General features: G+C 66.0%; 17 protein-coding genes. 10 read left to right on the forward strand and 7 right to left on the reverse strand.

Annotated features, from left to right (window positions below; translation table 11 throughout):
* The first annotated feature begins 9 nt into the window (after positions 1-9).
* The 6 genes from bchY to pufM all read left to right on the forward strand — a co-directional run bounded on the left by bchY (position 10) and on the right by pufM (position 5435).
* Positions 10-1539, forward strand: a complete 1530-nt coding sequence (gene bchY / locus AAG591_RS09630; RefSeq protein ID WP_342530993.1) for a chlorophyllide a reductase subunit Y — start codon at positions 10-12, stop codon at positions 1537-1539.
* Positions 1536-2996, forward strand: coding sequence for a chlorophyllide a reductase subunit Z (gene bchZ / locus AAG591_RS09635; protein WP_342530994.1), 1461 nt, complete (start codon positions 1536-1538; stop codon positions 2994-2996). The genes bchY and bchZ overlap by 4 nt, the downstream gene beginning before the upstream one ends.
* A gap of 122 nt (positions 2997-3118) precedes the next feature.
* The gene (pufB, locus tag AAG591_RS09640) at positions 3119-3283 is read left to right on the forward strand and encodes a light-harvesting antenna LH1, beta subunit (RefSeq protein WP_115491449.1); all 165 of its coding nucleotides are present in this window, start codon (positions 3119-3121) and stop codon (positions 3281-3283) included.
* Positions 3284-3362: 79 nt separating this feature from the next.
* A complete protein-coding gene (gene pufA, locus AAG591_RS09645; protein WP_342530996.1) occupies positions 3363-3551 on the forward strand; it encodes a light-harvesting antenna LH1, alpha subunit in 189 nt (62 codons plus the stop codon).
* 123 nt (positions 3552-3674) lie between these two features.
* A complete protein-coding gene (gene pufL, locus AAG591_RS09650) occupies positions 3675-4499 on the forward strand; it encodes a photosynthetic reaction center subunit L (RefSeq protein ID WP_342530997.1) in 825 nt (274 codons plus the stop codon).
* 12 nt (positions 4500-4511) lie between these two features.
* Entirely contained in the window at positions 4512-5435 is a 924-nt protein-coding gene (gene pufM / locus AAG591_RS09655; RefSeq protein WP_342530999.1) for a photosynthetic reaction center subunit M, read from the forward strand.
* Positions 5436-5501: 66 nt separating this feature from the next.
* On the opposite strand, the gene AAG591_RS09660 is transcribed toward pufM, so the two are convergent.
* From AAG591_RS09660 to AAG591_RS09690, 7 genes are all read right to left on the reverse strand, one after another.
* Entirely contained in the window at positions 5502-5759 is a 258-nt protein-coding gene (locus tag AAG591_RS09660; RefSeq protein WP_342531001.1) for a hypothetical protein, read from the reverse strand.
* Between the two features lies 1 nt (position 5760).
* On the reverse strand, positions 5761-6240 hold the full coding sequence (locus AAG591_RS09665; RefSeq protein ID WP_342531002.1) for a TspO/MBR family protein: 480 nt from the start codon (positions 6238-6240) through the stop codon (positions 5761-5763).
* Positions 6240-7433, reverse strand: a complete 1194-nt coding sequence (locus AAG591_RS09670) for a geranylgeranyl diphosphate reductase (RefSeq protein ID WP_342531003.1) — start codon at positions 7431-7433, stop codon at positions 6240-6242. Before AAG591_RS09670 ends, AAG591_RS09665 begins: the two co-directional genes overlap by 1 nt.
* Entirely contained in the window at positions 7430-8752 is a 1323-nt protein-coding gene (locus AAG591_RS09675) for a BCD family MFS transporter (protein WP_342531004.1), read from the reverse strand. Before AAG591_RS09675 ends, AAG591_RS09670 begins: the two co-directional genes overlap by 4 nt.
* Positions 8749-9654 (reverse strand): chlorophyll synthase ChlG, encoded by a 906-nt coding sequence (gene chlG / locus AAG591_RS09680; RefSeq protein WP_342531005.1) that lies wholly within the window; start codon positions 9652-9654, stop codon positions 8749-8751. The genes AAG591_RS09675 and chlG overlap by 4 nt, the downstream gene beginning before the upstream one ends.
* A gap of 68 nt (positions 9655-9722) precedes the next feature.
* A complete protein-coding gene (gene ppsR / locus AAG591_RS09685; protein WP_342531006.1) occupies positions 9723-11141 on the reverse strand; it encodes a transcriptional regulator PpsR in 1419 nt (472 codons plus the stop codon).
* Positions 11142-11151: 10 nt separating this feature from the next.
* Positions 11152-12021, reverse strand: coding sequence for a cobalamin B12-binding domain-containing protein (locus AAG591_RS09690; protein ID WP_342531008.1), 870 nt, complete (start codon positions 12019-12021; stop codon positions 11152-11154).
* A 278-nt stretch (positions 12022-12299) separates the two neighbouring features.
* Here AAG591_RS09690 and bchF point away from each other — a divergent pair, with 278 nt between their 5' ends.
* Genes bchF through bchH form a run of 4 tightly spaced genes read left to right on the forward strand, consistent with a single transcriptional unit; the run spans position 12300 to position 19225 of the window.
* The gene (bchF, locus tag AAG591_RS09695) at positions 12300-12773 is read left to right on the forward strand and encodes a 2-vinyl bacteriochlorophyllide hydratase (RefSeq protein ID WP_342531256.1); all 474 of its coding nucleotides are present in this window, start codon (positions 12300-12302) and stop codon (positions 12771-12773) included.
* Entirely contained in the window at positions 12770-14065 is a 1296-nt protein-coding gene (locus AAG591_RS09700; RefSeq protein ID WP_342531009.1) for a ferredoxin:protochlorophyllide reductase (ATP-dependent) subunit N, read from the forward strand. The genes bchF and AAG591_RS09700 overlap by 4 nt, the downstream gene beginning before the upstream one ends.
* A gap of 2 nt (positions 14066-14067) precedes the next feature.
* Positions 14068-15696 (forward strand): ferredoxin:protochlorophyllide reductase (ATP-dependent) subunit B, encoded by a 1629-nt coding sequence (gene bchB, locus AAG591_RS09705; protein WP_342531010.1) that lies wholly within the window; start codon positions 14068-14070, stop codon positions 15694-15696.
* On the forward strand, positions 15686-19225 hold the full coding sequence (gene bchH / locus AAG591_RS09710; protein WP_342531011.1) for a magnesium chelatase subunit H: 3540 nt from the start codon (positions 15686-15688) through the stop codon (positions 19223-19225). Before bchB ends, bchH begins: the two co-directional genes overlap by 11 nt.
* Positions 19226-19232 lie beyond the last annotated feature (7 nt).

A 19232-nucleotide genomic window follows, 5' to 3' on the forward strand; every position in this document is an offset into this window, starting at 1 on the left:
GAGGATTGGATGACCGACACCCGCACCCGCGACACTCTCGAACTCGGCGCCCCCGAAACGGGCGGCTGTTCGAGCAAGGACACGATGCGCGAAGCCGCGGCCAAAGCGGGGAAGGGCGACCTGCTCGATCAATACGCGCGCGATTACCCACTAGATGAGCGCAAACAGGGGCCGCACGACCAGCCGCAGAGCATGTGCCCCGCCTTCGGGTCGCTGCGCGTCGGCCTCAGGATGAAGCGCACCGCGACGGTGCTGTCGGGCAGTGCGTGCTGTGTTTACGGCCTCACCTTCACCAGCCACTTCTACGGCGCACGGCGGACGGTCGGTTACGTGCCGTTCAGCTCCGAAACGCTCGTCACCGGCAAGCTGTTCGAGGATATCAAGGAAGCGGTCGAGCAGCTCGCCGACCCCGCGCAATACGATACGATCATCGTCACCAACCTGTGCGTGCCCACCGCCAGCGGCGTTCCGCTGCGGCTGCTGCCCGACCAGATCAACGGCGTGCGCGTGATCGGCATCGACGTGCCGGGCTTCGGCATCCCGACCCATGCCGAGGCGAAGGACGTGCTTGCGGGCGCAATGCTCAAATGCGCGCGCGAAGAGGCAGAAGATGGCCCTGTCGCGCGGCCTGATGGCCCGGTGTCGGACCGGCCTACCGTCGCGCTATTGGGTGAGATGTTCCCCGCCGATCCCGTGGGCATCGGCATGATGCTGGAGCCGCTGGGCCTCGCTGCCGGCCCGGTCGTCCCCACGCGCGAATGGCGCGAATTGTACAGCGCGCTCGACTGCGCAGTGGTGGGCGCGATCCACCCCTTCTACACCGCCAGTGTCCGCGAGTTCGAGGCTGCGGGGCGCAGCGTTGTCGGTTCGGCACCCGTGGGGCGTGACGGCACGGCCGCCTGGCTCGATGCTATCGGCGCAGCCTGCGGCGTGGCTCAAGCGAAGATCGACGCGACAAAGAACGCCTTTCTACCCGCGATCGAAGGCGCACTCGCAGGGATGCCGATCAAAGGAAGGATTACCGTGTCGGGCTACGAGGGTTCCGAACTGCTCGTCGCACGGCTGCTGATCGAAAGCGGCGCGGAGGTGCCTTACGTGGGCACCGCGTGCCCGAAGACGCGCTGGTCCGATTCCGACCGTGAATGGCTCGAGGCCAAGGGAATACGCGTGAACTATCGCGCCAGCCTTGAGGAGGACATCGCTGCGGTCGACGAATTCGGCCCCGACCTCGCCATCGGGACCACCCCCGTGGTGCAGCACGCGAAGCAGACCGCAACGCCCGCGCTATACTTTACCAACCTGATCTCGGCCCGTCCGCTGATGGGGCCAGCGGGGGCGGGCAGCCTTGCTCAGGTGGTCAACGCGGCGCTCGGCAACAAGGCGCGTTTCGACCGGATGCGCGACTTCTTCGAAGGCGTGGGCGCGGACGACAATGCGGGCATCTGGCAGGATACGCCGGTCGACCGCCCGCAGTTCAAGAAGAAATTCGCCGCGCAAACCGCCGCCGCGCTGAAGGCGGCAGAGGCGGTGGGATCATGACCCTCGTCCTCGATCACGATCGCGCAGGCGGCTACTGGGGCGCGGTCTACGTGTTCACCGCGATCAAGGGCCTGCAGGTTGTGATCGACGGCCCAGTGGGTTGCGAGAACCTGCCTGTTACCAGCGTGCTCCACTATACCGACGGGTTGCCGCCACACGAACTGCCGATCGTCGTCACCGGGCTGGGCGAGGAAGAACTGGGCAAGACCGGCACCGAAGCCGCGATGAAGCGCGCGTGGAAGACGCTCGACCCCGAACTGCCATCGGTGGTGGTCACCGGCTCTATCGCGGAGATGATCGGTGGCGGAGTGACGCCTGAGGGGACTACGATCCGCCGCTTCCTGCCGCGCACGATCGACGAGGATCAGTGGGAAAGCGCGGACCGCGCGCTGAGCTGGCTGTGGACCGAATTCGGCCCAAAGAAGATGCCTGCGCCCAAAGCGGTGAAGGAGGGCGAAAAGCCGCTCGTCAACATTATCGGCCCGGCATACGGCATGTTCAATATGGCGAGCGACCTCGCCGAAATCCGTCGCCTGGTCGAAGGGATCGGTGCGGAGGTCAATCTGTCCTTCCCGCTCGGCAGTCATCTCGCCGACATGCGCAAGCTCGCCAACGCGCACGCCAACGTGTGCATGTATCGCGAATATGGCCGCAATCTGTGCGAGCTGCTGGAACGCCCGTACTTTCAGGCACCTATCGGGCTTTCCTCGACCACCAGTTTCCTGCGGGCACTGGGCGGGGAACTGGGGCTGGACCCCGAACCCTTCATCGAGCGCGAGAAGCACACCACGATCAAGCCGCTGTGGGATCTGTGGCGCTCGGTCACGCAGGATTTCTTCGGCACCGCCAATTTCGGCATCTGCGCGAACGAGACCTACGCGCGCGGCATTCGTCACTTTCTCGAAGACGACATGGGGCTTCCGTGCAACTTTGCCTTCGGACGCAGCGCCGGGGTGAAACCGAAGAACGAGGACGTGCGCGCGGCTATCCACGCCAACCCGCCACTGGTTGTATTCGGCAGCTACAACGAGCGGATGTACATGGCCGAGGTCTCTGGCAGGGGCCACGGCCCGCAAGGCCAGTTCATCGCGGCGAGCTTCCCCGGGGCGGCGATCCGGCGGCATACCGGCACGCCCTTCATGGGATATTCGGGCGCGACCTATCTCGTGCAGGAGGTGTGCAATGCGCTGTTCGATGCGCTGTTCCACATCCTTCCACTCGGGTCCGAGATGGACAAGGCCGACCCGACCCCGGCGCGCAAGCAGGCCGAGCTGCGCTGGGATGCCGATGCCAAGCGGCGGCTCGACGAAATTGTCGAAGCGCAGCCCGTGCTGGTCCGCATTTCCGCAGCGAAGCGCATGCGCGACTCGGTCGAAGCTTCGGCGCGACGCGCGGGAGAAACCACCGTTTCCGCAGACCGACTGGCCGACGTCCTGCTCGAAGGGGCGGCGCGGTGAGCCGCGCGTTGCATCTCATCCGCCCGGCAACGGGCCCAGAAATTCGCCGGGGTCGTGCGCCCGGGCGGATACCGCCGGGGCGGCAATGCCCCACCTTGTCCAGCAAGTTTGGAGATTGACCAATGAACGATCCGACACCTGGCGATGATCGCTTCGGTCTGCGAACCTACCTGACGCCGGAAGAAGCCAAGGAATTTCACAAGATTTTCATGGGCTCCTTCATCGGCTTCACGGGCATCGCAGTCCTCGCGCACATTGCGCTGTGGGCATACAAGCCCTGGCTCTGACCGATCCGATGTGCCCATCTGACGCATCGTGGCGCCAGCGGGCAGCAATTGCCGAAACCACATAAAAAGGAACCAAGCCATGTGGAGAATCTGGCTTATTTTCGATCCGCGCAGGACGCTCGTCGCCCTGTTCGTGTTCCTGTTCGTGCTCGCGCTGCTGATTCACTTCATCCTGCTCAGCACCAATCGGTACAACTGGCTCGATGGCGCAAGCGCCACTCCGGCGACGACTGCTGCGGCGGTCGAAGGCCCGGCAACGACGGGCTAGCAACCCGCCCGACGTGACGGGGGCGGGCTTTCCCGTCCCCGCAGCGGCCGCCACCGATGGCGGGCCGACCGAACAGTTTCGATAACCTGCAAGCCCGCCCCTGCGACGGGAAGGATGGACGTTATGGCGCTCCTCAGTTTCGAGCGGAAATACCGCGTGCGTGGCGGCACGCTGATCGGTGGCGACCTGTTCGATTTCTGGGTGGGTCCCTTCTACGTGGGCTTTTTCGGCGTGACGGCGGCAATCAGCGCTATGCTGGGCACGCTCATGATCTTCGCCGCGGCATCCCAGGGGCCGACCTGGAACCCGTGGCTGATCTCGATCGATCCGCCACCGATCGACGCAGGGCTGGCCGCTGCCCCGCTCAATGCCGGGGGCTACTGGCAGATCATCACCGTCTGCGCGCTGATCGCTTTCGTTTCGTGGGCGCTGCGACAGGTGGAAATCTGCCGCAAGCTGGGCATGGGGTACCATGTACCGGTTGCCTTCGGGTTTGCCGTCCTCGCCTACACGACGCTGGTCGTGATCCGGCCGCTATGGCTGGGCGCGTGGGGGAACGCGTTCCCCTATGGCATTTTCAGCCATCTCGATTGGGTCTCGAACACCGGCTATTCCTACGCCAACTTCCATTACAACCCGCTCCACATGGTCGCGATCACGTTCTTCTTCACGACCTGCTTCGCGCTTGCGCTTCATGGATCGTTGGTGCTGTCGGCGGTGAACGTACCGCGCGGCACAGAGGTCAAGTCGCCAGAATACGAAGACACTTTCTTCCGCGATTTCGTGGGCTACTCGATCGGCACGGTCGGCATTCACCGGCTGGGGCTGCTGCTGGCGCTCAACGCCGGCTTCTGGAGCGCGGCGTGCATGATCCTGGCGGGGCCGCTCTATCAGGGCAGCTTCCCCGAATGGTGGGACTGGTGGCGCAGCATCCCGATCTGGTCCTGAGGAGAAGACGTCATGACACGCTATCAAAACATCTTCACCCAGGTTCAGCTTGCCGGTCCGCCCGAGATGGGGATCGACCTGCCGGAAACCGACGAGGCCCGCATCCCGCTTCACTGGAACGCGCACTGGTTCGGCAAACTGGGGCAGGCGCAGTTTGGGCCAATCTACCTCGGCTGGCTCGGCCTCGCTTCACTGCTGTTCGGCTTTTTCGCGATCGAGATAATCGGCCTCAACCTGCTCGCTTCGGTGAACTGGGACCCGCAGGCTTTCGTGCGCGAGTTCTTCTGGCTCTCGCTCGATCCGCCGGGGCCTGAATGGGGATTCACGCCCTTCGTACCGCTGGCCGAGGGGGGCTGGTGGATCCTCGCGGGGTTCTTCCTCACCATCTCGATCCTGCTATGGTGGCTGCGGACCTACCGCCGTGCCAAGGCGCTCGGCATGGGGCTGCACGTATGCTGGGCGTTCGCGAGCGCGATCTGGCTGTTCCTCGTGCTCGGATTCATCCGGCCCGGGCTGATGGGCAGCTGGTCGGAAGCCGTGCCCTTCGGCATCTTCCCGCACTTGGAGTGGACCAACAATTTCTCGCTGACCTACGGCAACCTGTTCTACAACCCGTTCCACTGTCTCTCGATAGCGTTCCTGTACGGCTCTGCCCTGCTGTTCGCGATGCACGGTGGGACGATCCTTGCGGTCAGCCGCTATGGCGGGGAGCGCGAGATCGAGCAGATCACCGATCGCGGCACCGCTGCGGAGCGCGCAGGCCTGTTCTGGCGCTGGACGATGGGCTTCAACGCGACGATGGAATCGATCCACCGCTGGGCCTGGTGGTTCGCGATCCTGACCACGCTGACCGGCGGAATTGGTATCCTGCTGACGGGCACGGTCGTCGACAACTGGTACCTCTGGGCGCAGGAGCACCACTACGCGCCGAGCTGACCGAGCCGCCAGAGCGCGATCACAAAGGGCCCGGCCATTGCGGTCGGGCCCTTTTGCTATCCGGTCCTAGCCGCGCTCGTCTCGCGAACGGTTGCGCAGGTCGAGCAGGTGTAGCGGGAAGGCGAGGGCGACGGGGAGCGCTATCCAATACCACGGAGCGCCCACCAGCGCGGCACGCAAGCCCAGAACGATCAGCCCGGCTGGGCCGAGCAGTCCGAGGATGGCGGAGATGCTCCAGCGTCGCAGCCGGAGCAGCACAGCCTCGGCAGCCAGGACAGCAAGGACGATGTCGGCTGCGTGTCCGCTCGCGAAAAGGCCCTCCATGTCAGAACGGGCCGTTGAGCTCGACGATGCTCCAGTTGAGCGCGCCCGCAATGCTGACCCACACGATGTAGGGGACCAGCGCCGCCGCGGCGAAACGCGAGTAACGGCGGCACACTACAATCAGTGCCGCTACCGAGAGCCACAGCAGCAGCAGTTCCGCAAATGCCCAGTCGGGCCGCTGCATCCGGAAGAACATCAGGCTCCACAGGATATTGAGGAAGCCGTTGAGCGCGAACAGGCCGACCACGGTGTCGGCGGCGCGCGCATTCGGGGCCGCGACCCACGTGCGCACCGCCGCAATCGCGGCAAGCGCGAAGATCGCGGTCCATGCCATCGGGAAGACATAGTTGGGCGGGGTCCAGTCCGGCTTTGCCAGCCCCTGATACCACGGGCCAAGGTCGGTGATGGTCCCGCCGAGCATCGCGATGCCCAGCGCGGCGAACCCCGCGACGATCATCGGCAATACCCAGCTGCGACCCATCAGGCAGCTGCCCTCAGCCCCAGAAGATGCGCGCAGTCCTTCATGAAGATGCGCAGATGCGCGACGGGTTTGGCGCGTACCAGCCGCTTGTTCATGTACGCCTCCCACGTCAGTTGCTGTACGTCGCGATCGGCGCACATCGTCACGAACCGTTCGCGCCGCTTGTCGCTCGAATACCAGAAGTGCTGCATCATGCCGAGGATCCAGAATACCTTGCCGTGCTCGCGCATGAAGGCCTTGCGCGCCTGCCTGAGTGCAGCGGGCTGTCCGGTCGCCAGAAACGCATCGGCAGCCTGCGCCACGCAGCGCCCGCCCATCATTGCGTAATAGATGCCTTCGCCGCTTGCCGGGGCGACCACGCCCGCGGCATCTCCGGCCACGATTACGTCGGTGCCATTGTCCCACCGCTTGAGCGGTTTCAGCGGGATGGGCGCACCTTCGCGGCGGATCGTTTCGCACGCCTTGAGGCCGAGGTCGTCGCGCATCCGGGCAACCGATCCGCGCAGGCTAAAGCCCTTGTTGGCGCTGCCCACGCCGATGCTGGCGGTTTTGCCATGGGGGAAGACCCAGGCGTAGAAATCGGGCGATAGATGCCCCTGGTAGAAGACGTCGCAACGTGCCCCGTCGAACGCGTCGCTGGTGCCCTGTGGCGACTCGATGATCTCGTGATAGGCGAACACGCATTTCATCCGCTCTGCCCCGGCGATGTTCTGTGCGGCCACTGCCGAGCGCGCGCCGTCGGCACCGATCACCAAGCGCGTGCGCACCCGTTTGATATCGCCACCGCGCGCCTCGCGGTAACAGACCGTCGGTGCCTCGCCTTCGGTCCGCTCGATCCGCTCGAAAGTGCCGGTGCGCCGTTCCGCACCGGCCTGAGCGGCGCGCTTGCGGAGCCATTCGTCGAACACGTCGCGGTCGACCATGCCGACATAGCCAATCTCGCCCACCGGCATGTCTACCTTGCGGTCCGAGGGCGCGATCATTCGCGCTGCGCGCGCGCGTGCGACCAGCAGGCTGTGCGGTATCCCGAACTCTTCGAGCAGGCGTGGCGGCACGGCCCCGCCGCAGGGCTTGATCCGCCCGGCGCGGTCGAGGAGCAGGACCTTGCGGCCAGCGCGGGCGAGGTCGGTTGCGATCGTCGCGCCCGAAGGCCCGCCGCCGACAACCACGGCATCGTAGACTGTCTCGCTCATGCGCGGGCAACTCCCCTGCTAGTGTGCTGTGCGCCGACGGTCGCCTGCACGGCAAGTACGGCGGCGAGGATGAAAAGGCACGCCTCGATCGCGAAGATCAGCTGGAAGGCCGCGCCGTCCTGCCCGGCGACGCGCCGTGCGATATCGACCCCCAGCGCACCGGTCAGCCCGCCGAGCCCGAAGGCGATCGCCTGCGCTGCGCCCCACACGCCCATCCGCACGCCTTCGCGGGTTTTCTCGCCCGCGCCCGCCAGCCCCATCATCGCACCGATCGCGGAGACCGCGAACACGCCGTTGCAAAAGCCGAGCGCGAAGACATTGGCGGTGAGCGGCCAGCCGGGTCCGGCGACGGCTGCCATCGCGAGACCGGCGAGGGCCAGCCCCGACCCTGTACAACCGGCGACGATCCAGAGCCGGAGGTCGGTCGGCAGGCGCCCGGCAAAAGCGCTGCCGCCTACCCCGGCGACGATCATGCCGATCAGAACGCCGCCATGTTGCAGACCGGAAAGGCTGGTCGACTCGCCCGGCGTCATTGCGAACACCAGTCCGGCGAAAGGCTCCAGAATCAGGTCCTGCATCGAATAGGCAAGCATCGAGACGAAAATGAGGACGGTGAATCGCCGCGCGGCGGTTTCCTGCATGATCTCGCGCAGAGCTTCGGCAAAACCGGGCGCGTCGTGCCTTTGCTTTTCGGAGAAATCGACCGAGGTTGCGGGTTCGAGCCGCCAGATTGCAATCAGGGCGATGCCCAAGGCGGCGAGGGCGATGCTGCTGGCAACCGTGGCCAGCCGCGCTTCGCTGAAAGGATCGAGCATTGCGCCAGCCACGCCTGCGGCGATTACAATGCCCGCGATCATCATCGTCCACGTCACCGCCGCCGCAGCCGCGCGGCGTTCGGGCCTTACGCCCGAGGCAAGCAAGGCGAGCATCGAGGTGCCCGCAGCCCCCACTCCGAACCCGATCATCGCGAATGCGGCGACCGCAAGAGCGCCGCCGAGAAGGGCACTTTGGGGCATCAGCGTGGTTGCGCGCACCGCCAGCAGGGCCCCGCCGGCCAGCACCGCCATGCCTCCGCCGATCCACGGCGTCCGCTTGCGCCCCCGGTCCGACCCGTGGCCCCACAGGGGGCGGGCGAGCTGAACGGCATAGTGCCAGGCAACCAGCCCTGCGGGTATCGCCGCGGCGAGCGCGTATTCGACCACCATCACCCGATTGAGCAGCGAGGTGGCGAGCATCACGATCGCGCCGATTGCGGCCTGCACCAGCCCTAGCCGCACAATGGCAATCCAGCCGAAACCTGTGGCGGAAGCGCTGCTCATCCGAAATAGCCCCCGAGGCCGAGGCCCGCTGCGAGCATCCCGAAGACATAGAGCGTCACGCCAGTCGCTCCGTACCACGGCGCGTGCTTTGCGGGGTCGCGAACAAGGCGCGGCATCAGCGCGCTCTGTCCGGCAAGCAGCAGTGCGACGACGGCGGCGGAAAGAAGCTGGCCCCACATCAGCAGCAGGGCAACCACAAGGATCTGCGCGCCCCCCATGACCGCACAGGCCAGCAGGCTGGCATTGCGTATGCCCATGGTGACGGGGAGCGAGCGAAGCCCGGTGGCGCGATCGCCTTCGACGGCCTTGAAATCGTTGAGTGTCATGATCCCGTGCGCGCCGATCGAATAGAGCAGCAGGATTGCCAGTACCTGCATCGATGGCATTGCGCCGAGCATAACCGCCGCACCGGTGAACCAGCTGAGCCCCTCGTAGGTAAGTCCGACCACCGCGGGGCCCCACCAGCCGCTGACTTTGAGGCGGAAGGGCGGGGCGCTGTAAGCCCAGGCGAGGGCGAGCCCGATCGCGGCAGCCGCAATCACCAGCGGCCCGAGAGCCATGGCGACGAGCAGCGACAGGAACGTGCCGATGATGGCGATATAAAGACCCCAGCGGCCCGCCACGCGGCCTGACGGTATCGGGCGGTCGGGTTCGTTGATGGCATCGACATGCCGGTCGAACCAGTCGTTCACCGCCTGGCTCGTCCCGCACACCATCGGCCCGGCGAGCAGGATTCCCAGGCCCACCAGCAACCAGCGTTCCTCGACGGTCGCTCCGGAGGAGACGACGCCGACGGCAAAAGCCCACATCGGCGGAAACCAGGTGATCGGTTTGAGCAGCGCAAGGACGTCGCGAGCCGCTGGCGGCGGCGACGTTCCGAGTGAGAGCGCCGAGCGATTCATAACCGGCAGCCTATGCCTGCCGGTAAGGCCCGTCAAACCATTTTGACAGTAGGTTTGTCAGGCAGAGATTACTCTGCTTCTTCGCCCTGCTTGCCGAGGCCGTACCGGTTGAGCTTGGAGTACAGGCTCTGGCGGCTCAGGCCGAGGATTTCCGCAGCAGATGCGCGATTGTCCGAGGTGTAGACCAGCGCCGCCTCGATACACAGCCGCTCGATCAGATCGGTGCTCTCGCGCACGATATCCTTGAGCGGCATCCGCCCCACCAGATCGGTCAGTTCATCGACCGAGCGCGGCAGATCTTCTCCGCCGGTGGTGACTTCGCGCAGGCGCCGTCCGACCGGGCGAATGACGAAGCCGAAGCGACGCGTGTCTTCGCCCGCAGAGACGGCTGAAATCTCGACCGGTTCCTCGGACGTGCCGCTCAGGTTGCGAACGACACTGGTGACGTTGCGCGCGACCCCGTCCTTGTCAATCTGGTTGGCGATCAGGTCGAGATCGATACCCGGCCGACCGAGCAGGCGCGACAGCGACCGACCGCTCAGCTGTTCTTCGCTCGCCGCGTCGACCATTTCCACAAAGGCTGCATTGGCGCTCAGGATGCGCATCTGCTCGTCCGCCACCACGAAGGCGTCGGGCATAGATTCGATAATCTCGGCAAGCGGCCGCTCGTCGCTCAGGGGGCGTTCGTCCGCGGGCGTGATGATCAGCAGGAGATATTGCCGCCGGTTCTGGCTGAAACCGGTCGCGGCGACCTGCGCCTCGCGACCACCTTTGGCGAGCGCTGCCCTGATCGGCGTCGCCGTGTCCGATCCCAATGCCGAGCCGAGCTGCGTGGTCAGCCGGTCGCGCGATGCGCCGTCGAACAGGCCGCCCAGCTTCTTGCCCGGCAGGCTGTCCGCTCGCGCGCCGGCCAAATGGTAGGCGGCCGGGTTGGCCTCGCGAATACGGTGACTGTCGGCCTCGACGATCAACACCGCTTCGCGCGACCGTTCGAACAGCATGCGATAGCGCGCTTCGAGCTGGCGCATCCGCATATAATCGCGCTCCAGCGCCTGCTGGACCTGCAGGAGTCGTTGCTGCGTGCGGGCCACATCGCGCAGGTCGCGTCCCAGCGCGAGATGGCGTCCGTCGCCCAGCTGGACCAGCGTGTAGCGCAATGGGACGTCGCCATCGCTCGACGGGTGGTTCACCTGACGCCAGCGATGCGGCTCACCCTTGCGGGCCGCGGCGAGCATTTCCATGATCTTGGGGCGGCTCTCGATCGTCACGGTCTCGAGCCAGTTGGCCCCCACCCAATCACCGAAGTCGGGGAATTCGCGGGCGTCGAAAGATGCGTCCAGAATGTCGCCGGTATCGTCCAGCACCAGCGCAACGTCGCCCGCCGCCACAGCCAATCGCTGCGCCGCATCGGAATCGAGAGAGCCGAAAAGCCCGGCGGAATCGCCGAACGACCTGTCTGCAGGGCTGCCTTGCTTTCTCGTCAGCATACTCGCCCCCTCAGGGTGCGGGGTTAAGGTGTAGTCCCATTCCGGCGATCATCCGCTCCGCCACTCCGAGTGCTTCGAAGGCATCCTTCGCCGTACCGTCGGCGCCGACTTCCTCCGCGATTTCGGGGTGTGCATTGACCATCCGGCCGCCGATCATCATGCGCGCTGCCGGGTTGGCCGATACGGTACGAATGGCCCGGATCAGGGAATGAAGCGCGCTGCTAGGTGAATCGCTGGTGATGGTCAATCCCACCAGATCGAAGGATTTCTGGGAAATCACGGTCAGCAGTTCGCGCCGTTGCGGATCGATCAGCGCTTCGCTTTCCCAGCCTGCGCGGGCAAAGACTTCGTCGATCATAAGCGCACCGAAGCCGTGCTGGTCGCCCGGCATGGGGGAAAACAGAGCGCGTGCCGGTCCGCTCAAAGAGCGCTTGATCGGCGGCGAGCGCGAAGCGATTTCGCGCATAACTTCCTGTAATCGCCACAGCCCCATGGTAACTTCGACGAAATCGCAGCGATCCTCTTCCCAGAGCGCGCCGAGCTTGCGCGCTGCGGGGGCAAGCAGATCGAGGAAGATCGCCTGGATACCGTAACCGCGTTTCACCAGGCCTTCGACCTCGCACAGCGCCCGGTCGGCGTCCCAGTCCAGCAGATTTATTGCGAATTCGTCCGCGAATTCCGGCGACAGTGGGCCGAGGTCTTCGGCGATGGGGGAGGTCTTCTCACGCGAATGGGCCAACATCAGCCGGGGGATCATGTGATGCTCGACAATGTCGGCCAGCTCCCGCGCGTCATTCTCGTGCGATCGCCTTCGCGTGCCCAGCGGGTGCGCGATGATGTGGCGAAGGGCACTTGATTCCACCTCGAATACCGATGCCATGTCAGACTCTCCCAGTCTGGAAGCGGCGCGGATTGCGTCGATTCAGGCATGCGTTGTTGGATGCGACTCCGCCCGAACTTTCAGGAGCGTACGCCTCCGATCAACATTTGGCAAACGCTGAGGTGTCCAGCGTAGTTGTCGTCATCACAGATTGACACTCCCGCCATCGAGGGCGTAATCATCGGCCTTGAGAGGAGGTCGCCAGCGACCCAATGGCTATCGAGGCGTATCAGGAAACGGACGCGACGCGGCAGGGTTCGCCTGAGATTGGCAGGCCGATGCTCTACACCCCCGAGCAGCGCGCGCGACGCGACTCGAGTGCATGGACCATCGTCCAGGGTGTGCTCGCCCCGGTGCAGTTCGCGATCTTTCTTATCAGCCTCGCGCTGGTCCTGCGCACGCTGCTGACGGGAGAGGGTGCCTTCGCCGCCGACCTCTCCATCCTCGCCAAGACTTTCGCGCTTTACGCGATCATGATCACCGGCTCGATCTGGGAGAAGGTCGTCTTCGGCAAATGGCTGTTTGCGCGGGCCTTCTTCTGGGAGGACGTGTTCAGCATGGTCGTGATCGGCCTGCACACGGCCTATCTCGTGATGCTCTTCGGAGGGATCGGCAGTGTCGAGACGCGGTTGCTGGTCGCGCTCGCCGGGTACGCCGCTTACGTCATCAATGCCGGGCAGTTCCTGCTCAAGCTGCGCGCTGCGCGGCTCGCGGGCCAGCCTCCCGCTCAGCCATTGGCGGTGCCGGCATGAAGGCGGACGCATTCTCGCTCCCTGCCGATACCGGCTGTGGCGCACCTCCTGAACGCGAGGTGCTGCGCGAGCGCGGGCAACGCGAGGTTTTCTGCGGGCTGACCGGGATCGTGTGGCTGCACCGCAAGATGCAGGACGCATTCTTCCTGGTGGTCGGCTCGCGCACCTGCGCGCATCTGCTCCAGTCGGCGGCGGGGGTGATGATCTTCGCCGAGCCGCGCTTTGCCAACGCGATCATCGAGGAACGCGACTTGGCGGGCATGGCCGATTGCCACGAAGAGCTGGACCGCGTGGTCGATCGGCTGCTGGCACGCCGCCCCGAGATCAGGCAGCTATTCCTCGTCGGATCGTGCCCGTCCGAAGTGATCAAGCTCGATCTGGGCAAAGCGGCCGAGCGACTCGGCGCGAAGCATGCCGGTCAGGTCCGTATCCTGAACTATTCGGGCAGCGGGATCGAAACGACCTTCACCGAAGGCGAGGATGCGTGCCTTGCCTCGCTGGTCCCCGCAATGCCTGCAAGCGTGCCCGATGCCGCGCCGCAGCTGCTGCTGGTCGGATCGTTGCCGGACATCGTCGAGGACCAGTTCCTGCGCCTGTTCGCGCAGCTGGGAATCGAACAGGTCGGCGTACTGCCCGCGCGCACGGCGGATGGTCTTCCGGCTGTCGGCTCGAATACACGGGTTTTGCTCGCGCAGCCGTTCCTCGGCGAAACCGCGCAGGCGCTGGAAGGGCGCGGCGCGCAGAGGATCGAGGCGCCGTTCCCGTTCGGTGCAGAGGGCACCACCGCCTGGCTCAAGGCGGCGGCACGCACTTTCGGGATCGACGAGATGCACGCCAACAGCGTTATCGCGCCGGGTCGCGAACGGGCCAAGCGCGCGCTCGAACATCATCGCGAGGCACTTGCAGGCAAGCGGATCAGCTTCCTGCCCGACTCGCAGCTCGAAGTGCCGCTCGCGCGGTTTCTCGCCACTGAACTGGGCATGGAGCCGGTCGAGGTTGGCACGCCCTATCTCAACCGCAAGCTGGTCGCGCGCGATCTGGAGCAAGTGCCTGAAAGCACCCGCATCAGCGAAGGGCAGGATGTCGACCGCCAGCTCGACCGGGTGCGTGCCGACCGCCCCGATCTGACAGTTTGCGGCCTCGGCCTCGCCAACCCGCTGGAGGCCGAGGGGCTTTCGACCAAGTGGGCGATCGAACTCGTCTTCTCGCCCATCCACGGGTTCGAGCAGGCAGGCGACCTCGCCGAACTCTTCGCGCGCCCACTGCGCCGCCGCGACGTGTTGAAGGTGTAGCGGTGCAGCTGTCTGTCTGGACCTACGAGGGGCCACCTCACGTCGGCGCGATGCGGGTCGCGACAGCGATGCGCGGCGTCCACTACCTGCTCCACGCGCCGCAGGGCGATACCTACGCGGATCTGCTGTTCACGATGATCGAACGGCGGGGTGCCCGCCCGCCGGTCACCTACACGACCTTTCAGGCGCGCGATCTGGGCAAGGATACCGCCGATCTGTTCCAGCGCGCGGCGCGCGATGCCTTTGCACGGTTCGATCCGCAGGTGATGTTGGTGGGATCGTCGTGCACTGCCGAGCTCATTCAGGACGATCCCGCCGGGATGGCCGAGGCGATGCGCCTGCCGTGCCCGGTCGTCCCGCTCGAACTGCCGAGCTATTCGCGCAAGGAAAACTGGGGCGCAGGCGAGACCTTTTACCAGATCGTGCGCCATCTCGCGGATCGCGATGTGCGCGCCGCGCCGCGTGATCGCCGCAGGCCGCTGGTCAACATCCTCGGCCCCGCAGCGCTTGGTTTCCGCCATCGCGACGATGTGCGCGAGGTGCGCGGCATCCTCGACACGCTGGGCATCGCGGTGAACGTCGTCGCCCCGCTGGGTGCCTCACCCGCCGAGATCGCCCGGATCGGGGCGGCGGACTTCAACATCGTGCTCTATCCCGAGATCGGCGACAGCGCCGCCCGCTGGCTTGAGCGCGAATTCAGGCAGCCGCGCACCAGGACCGTTCCTATCGGCGTCGGCGCGACGCGCGAATTCATCGCAGAGGTTGCCGCGCTTGCCGGGGTCGATCCCGAGCCTGCGCTGGCCGACGACCAGTCGCGCATGCCGTGGTGGAGCCGCTCGGTCGACTCGACCTACCTGACGGGCAAGCGCGTGTTCGTGTTCGGTGATGCGACCCACGCTGTTGCTGCTGCGCGGGTCGCGCAAGAAGAGCTGGGTTTCGAGGTAGTCGGGCTCGGCTGCTACAATCGGGAATTCGCCCGCGAAGTGCGCGATGCGGCCAAGCTCTACGGCGTCGAGCCGCTGATCACCGACGATCATCTCGAGGTCGAAGATGCCATCGCCGCCGCCTCGCCCGAACTGGTGCTGGGTACGCAGATGGAACGCCACATCGCCAAGCGTCAGGGCGTGCCCTGCGCGGTCATTTCGGCCCCGGTCCACGTGCAGGATTTCCCCGCCCGCCACAGCCCGCAGATGGGGTTCGAGGGTGCGAACGTGCTGTTCGACACCTGGGTGCATCCGCTGGTCATGGGGCTCGAAGAGCACCTGCTGACCATGTTCCGCGAGGATTTCGAGTTCTCCGACGATGCGGGCGCGAGCCACCTGCACCAGAACCTCCCCGCAACGGGGAGGGGGACCGCGCGAAGCGGGGTGGAGGGGCAGGGAGGCCTTGCCGATACTGCTGCCAAGGTAAGCGAGGCGGACGGACCCCTCCACCATCCTGCGGATGGTCCCCCTCCCCCGGCGGGGGAGGTTCATATCTGGTCCGCCGAAGCCGAGGCGGAACTGAAGAAAATCCCTTTCTTCGTGCGCGGCAAGGCGAAGCGGAACACGGAAAGCTTCGCCGCCGAGCAGGGCCGCGCGGCGATCGACCTCGAAACGCTATACGATGCCAAGGCGCATTATGCCCGCTAGCGCGCTCCCCCGGACGCGCGTCGTGATCGTGACGCTCGACAATCACCTCAAGGGTGCGGTTGAGCGGGCGAGCGAGCGGCTGGCGGTCGAGGACATCGAGATCGTGCTCCACGCGGCGTCCGATTGGGACCGGGTGCCCGGATCGCTCGAGCAGGCCGAAAAGGACGTCGCGCGGGCCGACATCGTGATCGCGACGATGCTGTTCCTCGACGATCACGTCCGCGCGATCATGCCCGCGCTCGAGGCTCGCCGCGAGCAGTGCGACGCGATGCTCGGCCTGATGTCGGCGGGCGAGGTGGTACGGCTGACCCGGATGGGCGGTTACCGCATGGATGCCCCCGCCAAGGGCCCGCTCGCGCTGCTCAAGAAGCTGCGCGGCTCCGGCAAACCGGGGGCAAGCTCGGGCGCGGGGCAGATGAAGATGCTGCGCCGCCTGCCGAAGATTCTCCGGTTCATTCCCGGCACCGCGCAGGACGTGCGCGCCTATTTCCTCACGCTGCAATACTGGCTCGCCGGATCGGACGACAACGTGGTCGCGATGGCGCGCGCGCTGATCGACCGGTACGCTGCTGGCGAGCGCGAAGCACGGCGCGGTGCGACCCATGCCGCGGCTCCGCAGGAATATCCCGAGGTCGGCGTCTATCACCCGCGCACCGATCAGCTGATTTCGGAAAGCACGCGCCTGCTGCCGCGGCTGAAGGGCGCGCATGGCCGCGTGGGCCTGCTGATGTTGCGCTCCTACCTGCTCGGTCGCGACACCGCGCATTATGATGGCGTGATCGCGGCGATGGAGGCCGCCGGGCTCGAAGTGGTGCCCGCGTTTGCTGCCGGGCTCGACGCGCGGCCCGCGATCGAGAAATTCTTCGTCAAGGATGGCAAGCCTACGGTCGATACGATCGTCAATCTGACCGGCTTCTCGCTGGTTGGCGGGCCTGCGTACAACGATACCGAGGCGGCGGTGGGAACGCTCTCGGGCCTCGACCTGCCCTACATCGCCGCGCACCCGATCGAGTTTCAGTCGCTCGAGTCCTGGGCGGAGGGGCGGCTGGGCCTCCTGCCGCTCGAAACCACGATGATGGTCGCGATCCCCGAGCTCGACGGGGCGATCGCGCCGAGCCTGTTCGGTGGGCGCAGCGACGATGCCGAAGGCCCGGTGCGCGCGATGCGTGGCCATCCCGAACGCGCCGCTGCGCTCGCCGCCAAAACCGCCAAGCTGGTCACGCTGCGCAAGTCCGCGCGGGCGCAGCGTAAGCTCGCCATCGTCATCTTCAACTTCCCGCCCAATTCGGGCGCGACCGGCACGGCAGCGCACCTCGCGGTGTTCGAATCGCTCCATGCGACTCTCGTCCGGCTCGCCGCAGAGGGCTACGCGGTCGACGTGCCTGAGAGCATCGACGCGCTGCGCGATGCGGTGCTGCACGGCAATGCGGAGATGTTCTGCGCCGACGCCAATGTCGCGGCGCGCATTCCGGCGGACGAGCATGTCCGCGCCGAACCGCACCTGAAGGAAATCGAGGCGGAGTGGGGCCCCGCACCGGGCAAGCAGCAGGCCGATGGCTCGGCGATCCACATCTATGGTGTCGAGCTCGGCAATGTCTTCGTCGGCGTGCAGCCCGCCTTCGGGTACGAGGGCGATCCGATGCGGCTGCTGTTCGAAGGCGGCTTTGCACCGACCCACGCGTTCTCCGCCTTCTACCGCTGGATCCGCCGCGACTTCGGCGCCGACGCGGTGCTGCATTTCGGCACCCACGGCGCGCTGGAGTTCATGCCCGGCAAGCAGTCGGGGCTCAGCGGGGATTGCTGGCCCGAACGGCTGCTGGGCGATCTGCCCAACTTCAACCTCTACGCGGCCAACAATCCGTCCGAGGGCATCCTTGCCAAGCGGCGCGCGTCGGCCACGCTGGTCAGCTACCTCACCTCGCCGCTGGCCGAGGCCGGTCTGTACAAGGGTTTCGCCGACCTCAAGGCACTGACCGAACGTTGGCGCGCCTCGACCGACGCGGAAGAACGCGCCTCTGTCGAAGCGATGATCGCCGATGCGTGCGACACGCTCGAAATCGAGATGGGCGAGATCGAGGATCTGTCGGGCCGCCTCTACGAGCTGGGCCGGGCGCTTATCCCGCATGGGCTGCACGTGTTCGGTGGCAGGATCGACGGCGAGGAACGCGAGAGTTTCCTCGATGCGATGGCGAGTGCGGACCCCGAGGCGGATCGCGATGCGCTGGCTGTGAAGCTCGACAGCAATGACGAGATGTCCGCGCTGATCCACGCGCTCGACGGGGGCTACGTTCTGCCGACGCCCGGCGGCGATGTGCTCCGCAATCCCGCAATCTTGCCCACGGGCCGAAATATCCACGGCTTCGACCCATTCCGCATTCCCAGCAGCTTCGCGGTGGCCGAAGGCGCGCGGCAGGCCGAGCAGCTGCTCGCCCGCCACCGCGCTTCGCAAGAGAAAGCGCCCGAAAGCATCGCGATGGTGCTGTGGGGCACGGACAACCTCAAGAGCGAGGGCACGCAGCTGGCGCAGGCGATGGCGCTGATCGGCGCGCGCCCGCGGCTCGATTCCTATGGGCGCCTGAGCGGGGCAGAACTGATTCCGCTCGCCGAGCTGGGCCGCGCGCGGATCGATGTTGTCGCAACGCTCTCGGGCATCTTCCGCGACCTCCTGCCGCTACAAACGCGGATGCTGGCCGAAGCCGCTTGGCTCGCGAGCATCGCGGACGAGCCGGTCGACCAGAACTACGTCCGCAAGCACAGCCTCGCTTTTGCCGAGGCGCATGGCTGCGACATCGAAACCGCCAGCCTGCGGGTCTTCTCCAATGCCGAGGGTGCTTACGGCGCCAACGTCAACCAGCTGATCGACGGCGGCGTGTGGACCGACCCGGACGAGCTGGCCAACGCGTTCGAGACGCACAAGGGCTACGCCTATGGTCCCAAGGGCGCGCCCGTGCAGCGGCGCGAGCTGTTCGCTGCCGCGCTCGCTTCGGTCGATTTCACCTACCAGAACCTTGAGAGCGTCGAGGTCGGGATCACCGATCTGGACCAGTATGTCGATGGGCTGGGCGGCATGAACCGCGCGATCTCGCGTGCGAAGGGCAGCGAGGCTCCGGTCTATATCCTCGACGCCACCCAAGGCGCCGCGAAGGTGCGCACGCTGGGCGAGCAGATCGACCTCGAAACGCGCACCCGCACGCTCAACCCCAAGTGGTACGAGGGCATGCTCAAGCACGGCTTCGAAGGCGTGCGCCATGTGGAGAGCCACGTGACCAACACGCTCGGCTGGTCGGCGACGACCGGCGACGTGAAGCCGTGGGTCTATCAGCAGATCAGCGAGACCTTCGTGCTCGACGACGCGATGCGAGCGCGGCTGGCGGCGCTCAATCCGAAAAGCTCCGCACGAGTGGCGAACCGCCTGCTCGAAGCCTGCGAGCGCAAGCTCTGGGAACCCGACGAAGACACACTGGCAGCCCTGCGCGCGGCGAGCGACGATCTGGAAGATCGGCTCGAAGGCGTGGTTGCGGCCGAATGAGGAGACG

It is taken from the genome of Citromicrobium bathyomarinum (genome assembly GCF_038594485.1).
GTDB lineage: Bacteria > Pseudomonadota > Alphaproteobacteria > Sphingomonadales > Sphingomonadaceae > Alteriqipengyuania > Alteriqipengyuania bathyomarina_A.

What these genes read in the sequence shown, in the direction of transcription:
- pufA (WP_342530996.1), top strand. Translation starts at nt 3,363, where the DNA reads ATGTGGAGAATCTGGCTTATTTTCGATCCGCGCAGGACGCTCGTCGCC.
- AAG591_RS09665 (WP_342531002.1), bottom strand. Translation starts at nt 6,240, where the DNA reads ATGGGTCGCAGCTGGGTATTGCCGATGATCGTCGCGGGGTTCGCCGCG.
- pufB (WP_115491449.1), top strand. Translation starts at nt 3,119, where the DNA reads ATGAACGATCCGACACCTGGCGATGATCGCTTCGGTCTGCGAACCTAC.
- ppsR (WP_342531006.1), bottom strand. Translation starts at nt 11,141, where the DNA reads ATGCTGACGAGAAAGCAAGGCAGCCCTGCAGACAGGTCGTTCGGCGAT.
- AAG591_RS09675 (WP_342531004.1), bottom strand. Translation starts at nt 8,752, where the DNA reads ATGAGCAGCGCTTCCGCCACAGGTTTCGGCTGGATTGCCATTGTGCGG.
- AAG591_RS09670 (WP_342531003.1), bottom strand. Translation starts at nt 7,433, where the DNA reads ATGAGCGAGACAGTCTACGATGCCGTGGTTGTCGGCGGCGGGCCTTCG.
- pufL (WP_342530997.1), top strand. Translation starts at nt 3,675, where the DNA reads ATGGCGCTCCTCAGTTTCGAGCGGAAATACCGCGTGCGTGGCGGCACG.
- bchF (WP_342531256.1), top strand. Translation starts at nt 12,300, where the DNA reads ATGCTCTACACCCCCGAGCAGCGCGCGCGACGCGACTCGAGTGCATGG.
- pufM (WP_342530999.1), top strand. Translation starts at nt 4,512, where the DNA reads ATGACACGCTATCAAAACATCTTCACCCAGGTTCAGCTTGCCGGTCCG.
- AAG591_RS09690 (WP_342531008.1), bottom strand. Translation starts at nt 12,021, where the DNA reads ATGGCATCGGTATTCGAGGTGGAATCAAGTGCCCTTCGCCACATCATC.
- AAG591_RS09700 (WP_342531009.1), top strand. Translation starts at nt 12,770, where the DNA reads ATGAAGGCGGACGCATTCTCGCTCCCTGCCGATACCGGCTGTGGCGCA.
- bchY (WP_342530993.1), top strand. Translation starts at nt 10, where the DNA reads ATGACCGACACCCGCACCCGCGACACTCTCGAACTCGGCGCCCCCGAA.
- AAG591_RS09660 (WP_342531001.1), bottom strand. Translation starts at nt 5,759, where the DNA reads ATGGAGGGCCTTTTCGCGAGCGGACACGCAGCCGACATCGTCCTTGCT.
- chlG (WP_342531005.1), bottom strand. Translation starts at nt 9,654, where the DNA reads ATGAATCGCTCGGCGCTCTCACTCGGAACGTCGCCGCCGCCAGCGGCT.
- bchZ (WP_342530994.1), top strand. Translation starts at nt 1,536, where the DNA reads ATGACCCTCGTCCTCGATCACGATCGCGCAGGCGGCTACTGGGGCGCG.
- bchH (WP_342531011.1), top strand. Translation starts at nt 15,686, where the DNA reads ATGCCCGCTAGCGCGCTCCCCCGGACGCGCGTCGTGATCGTGACGCTC.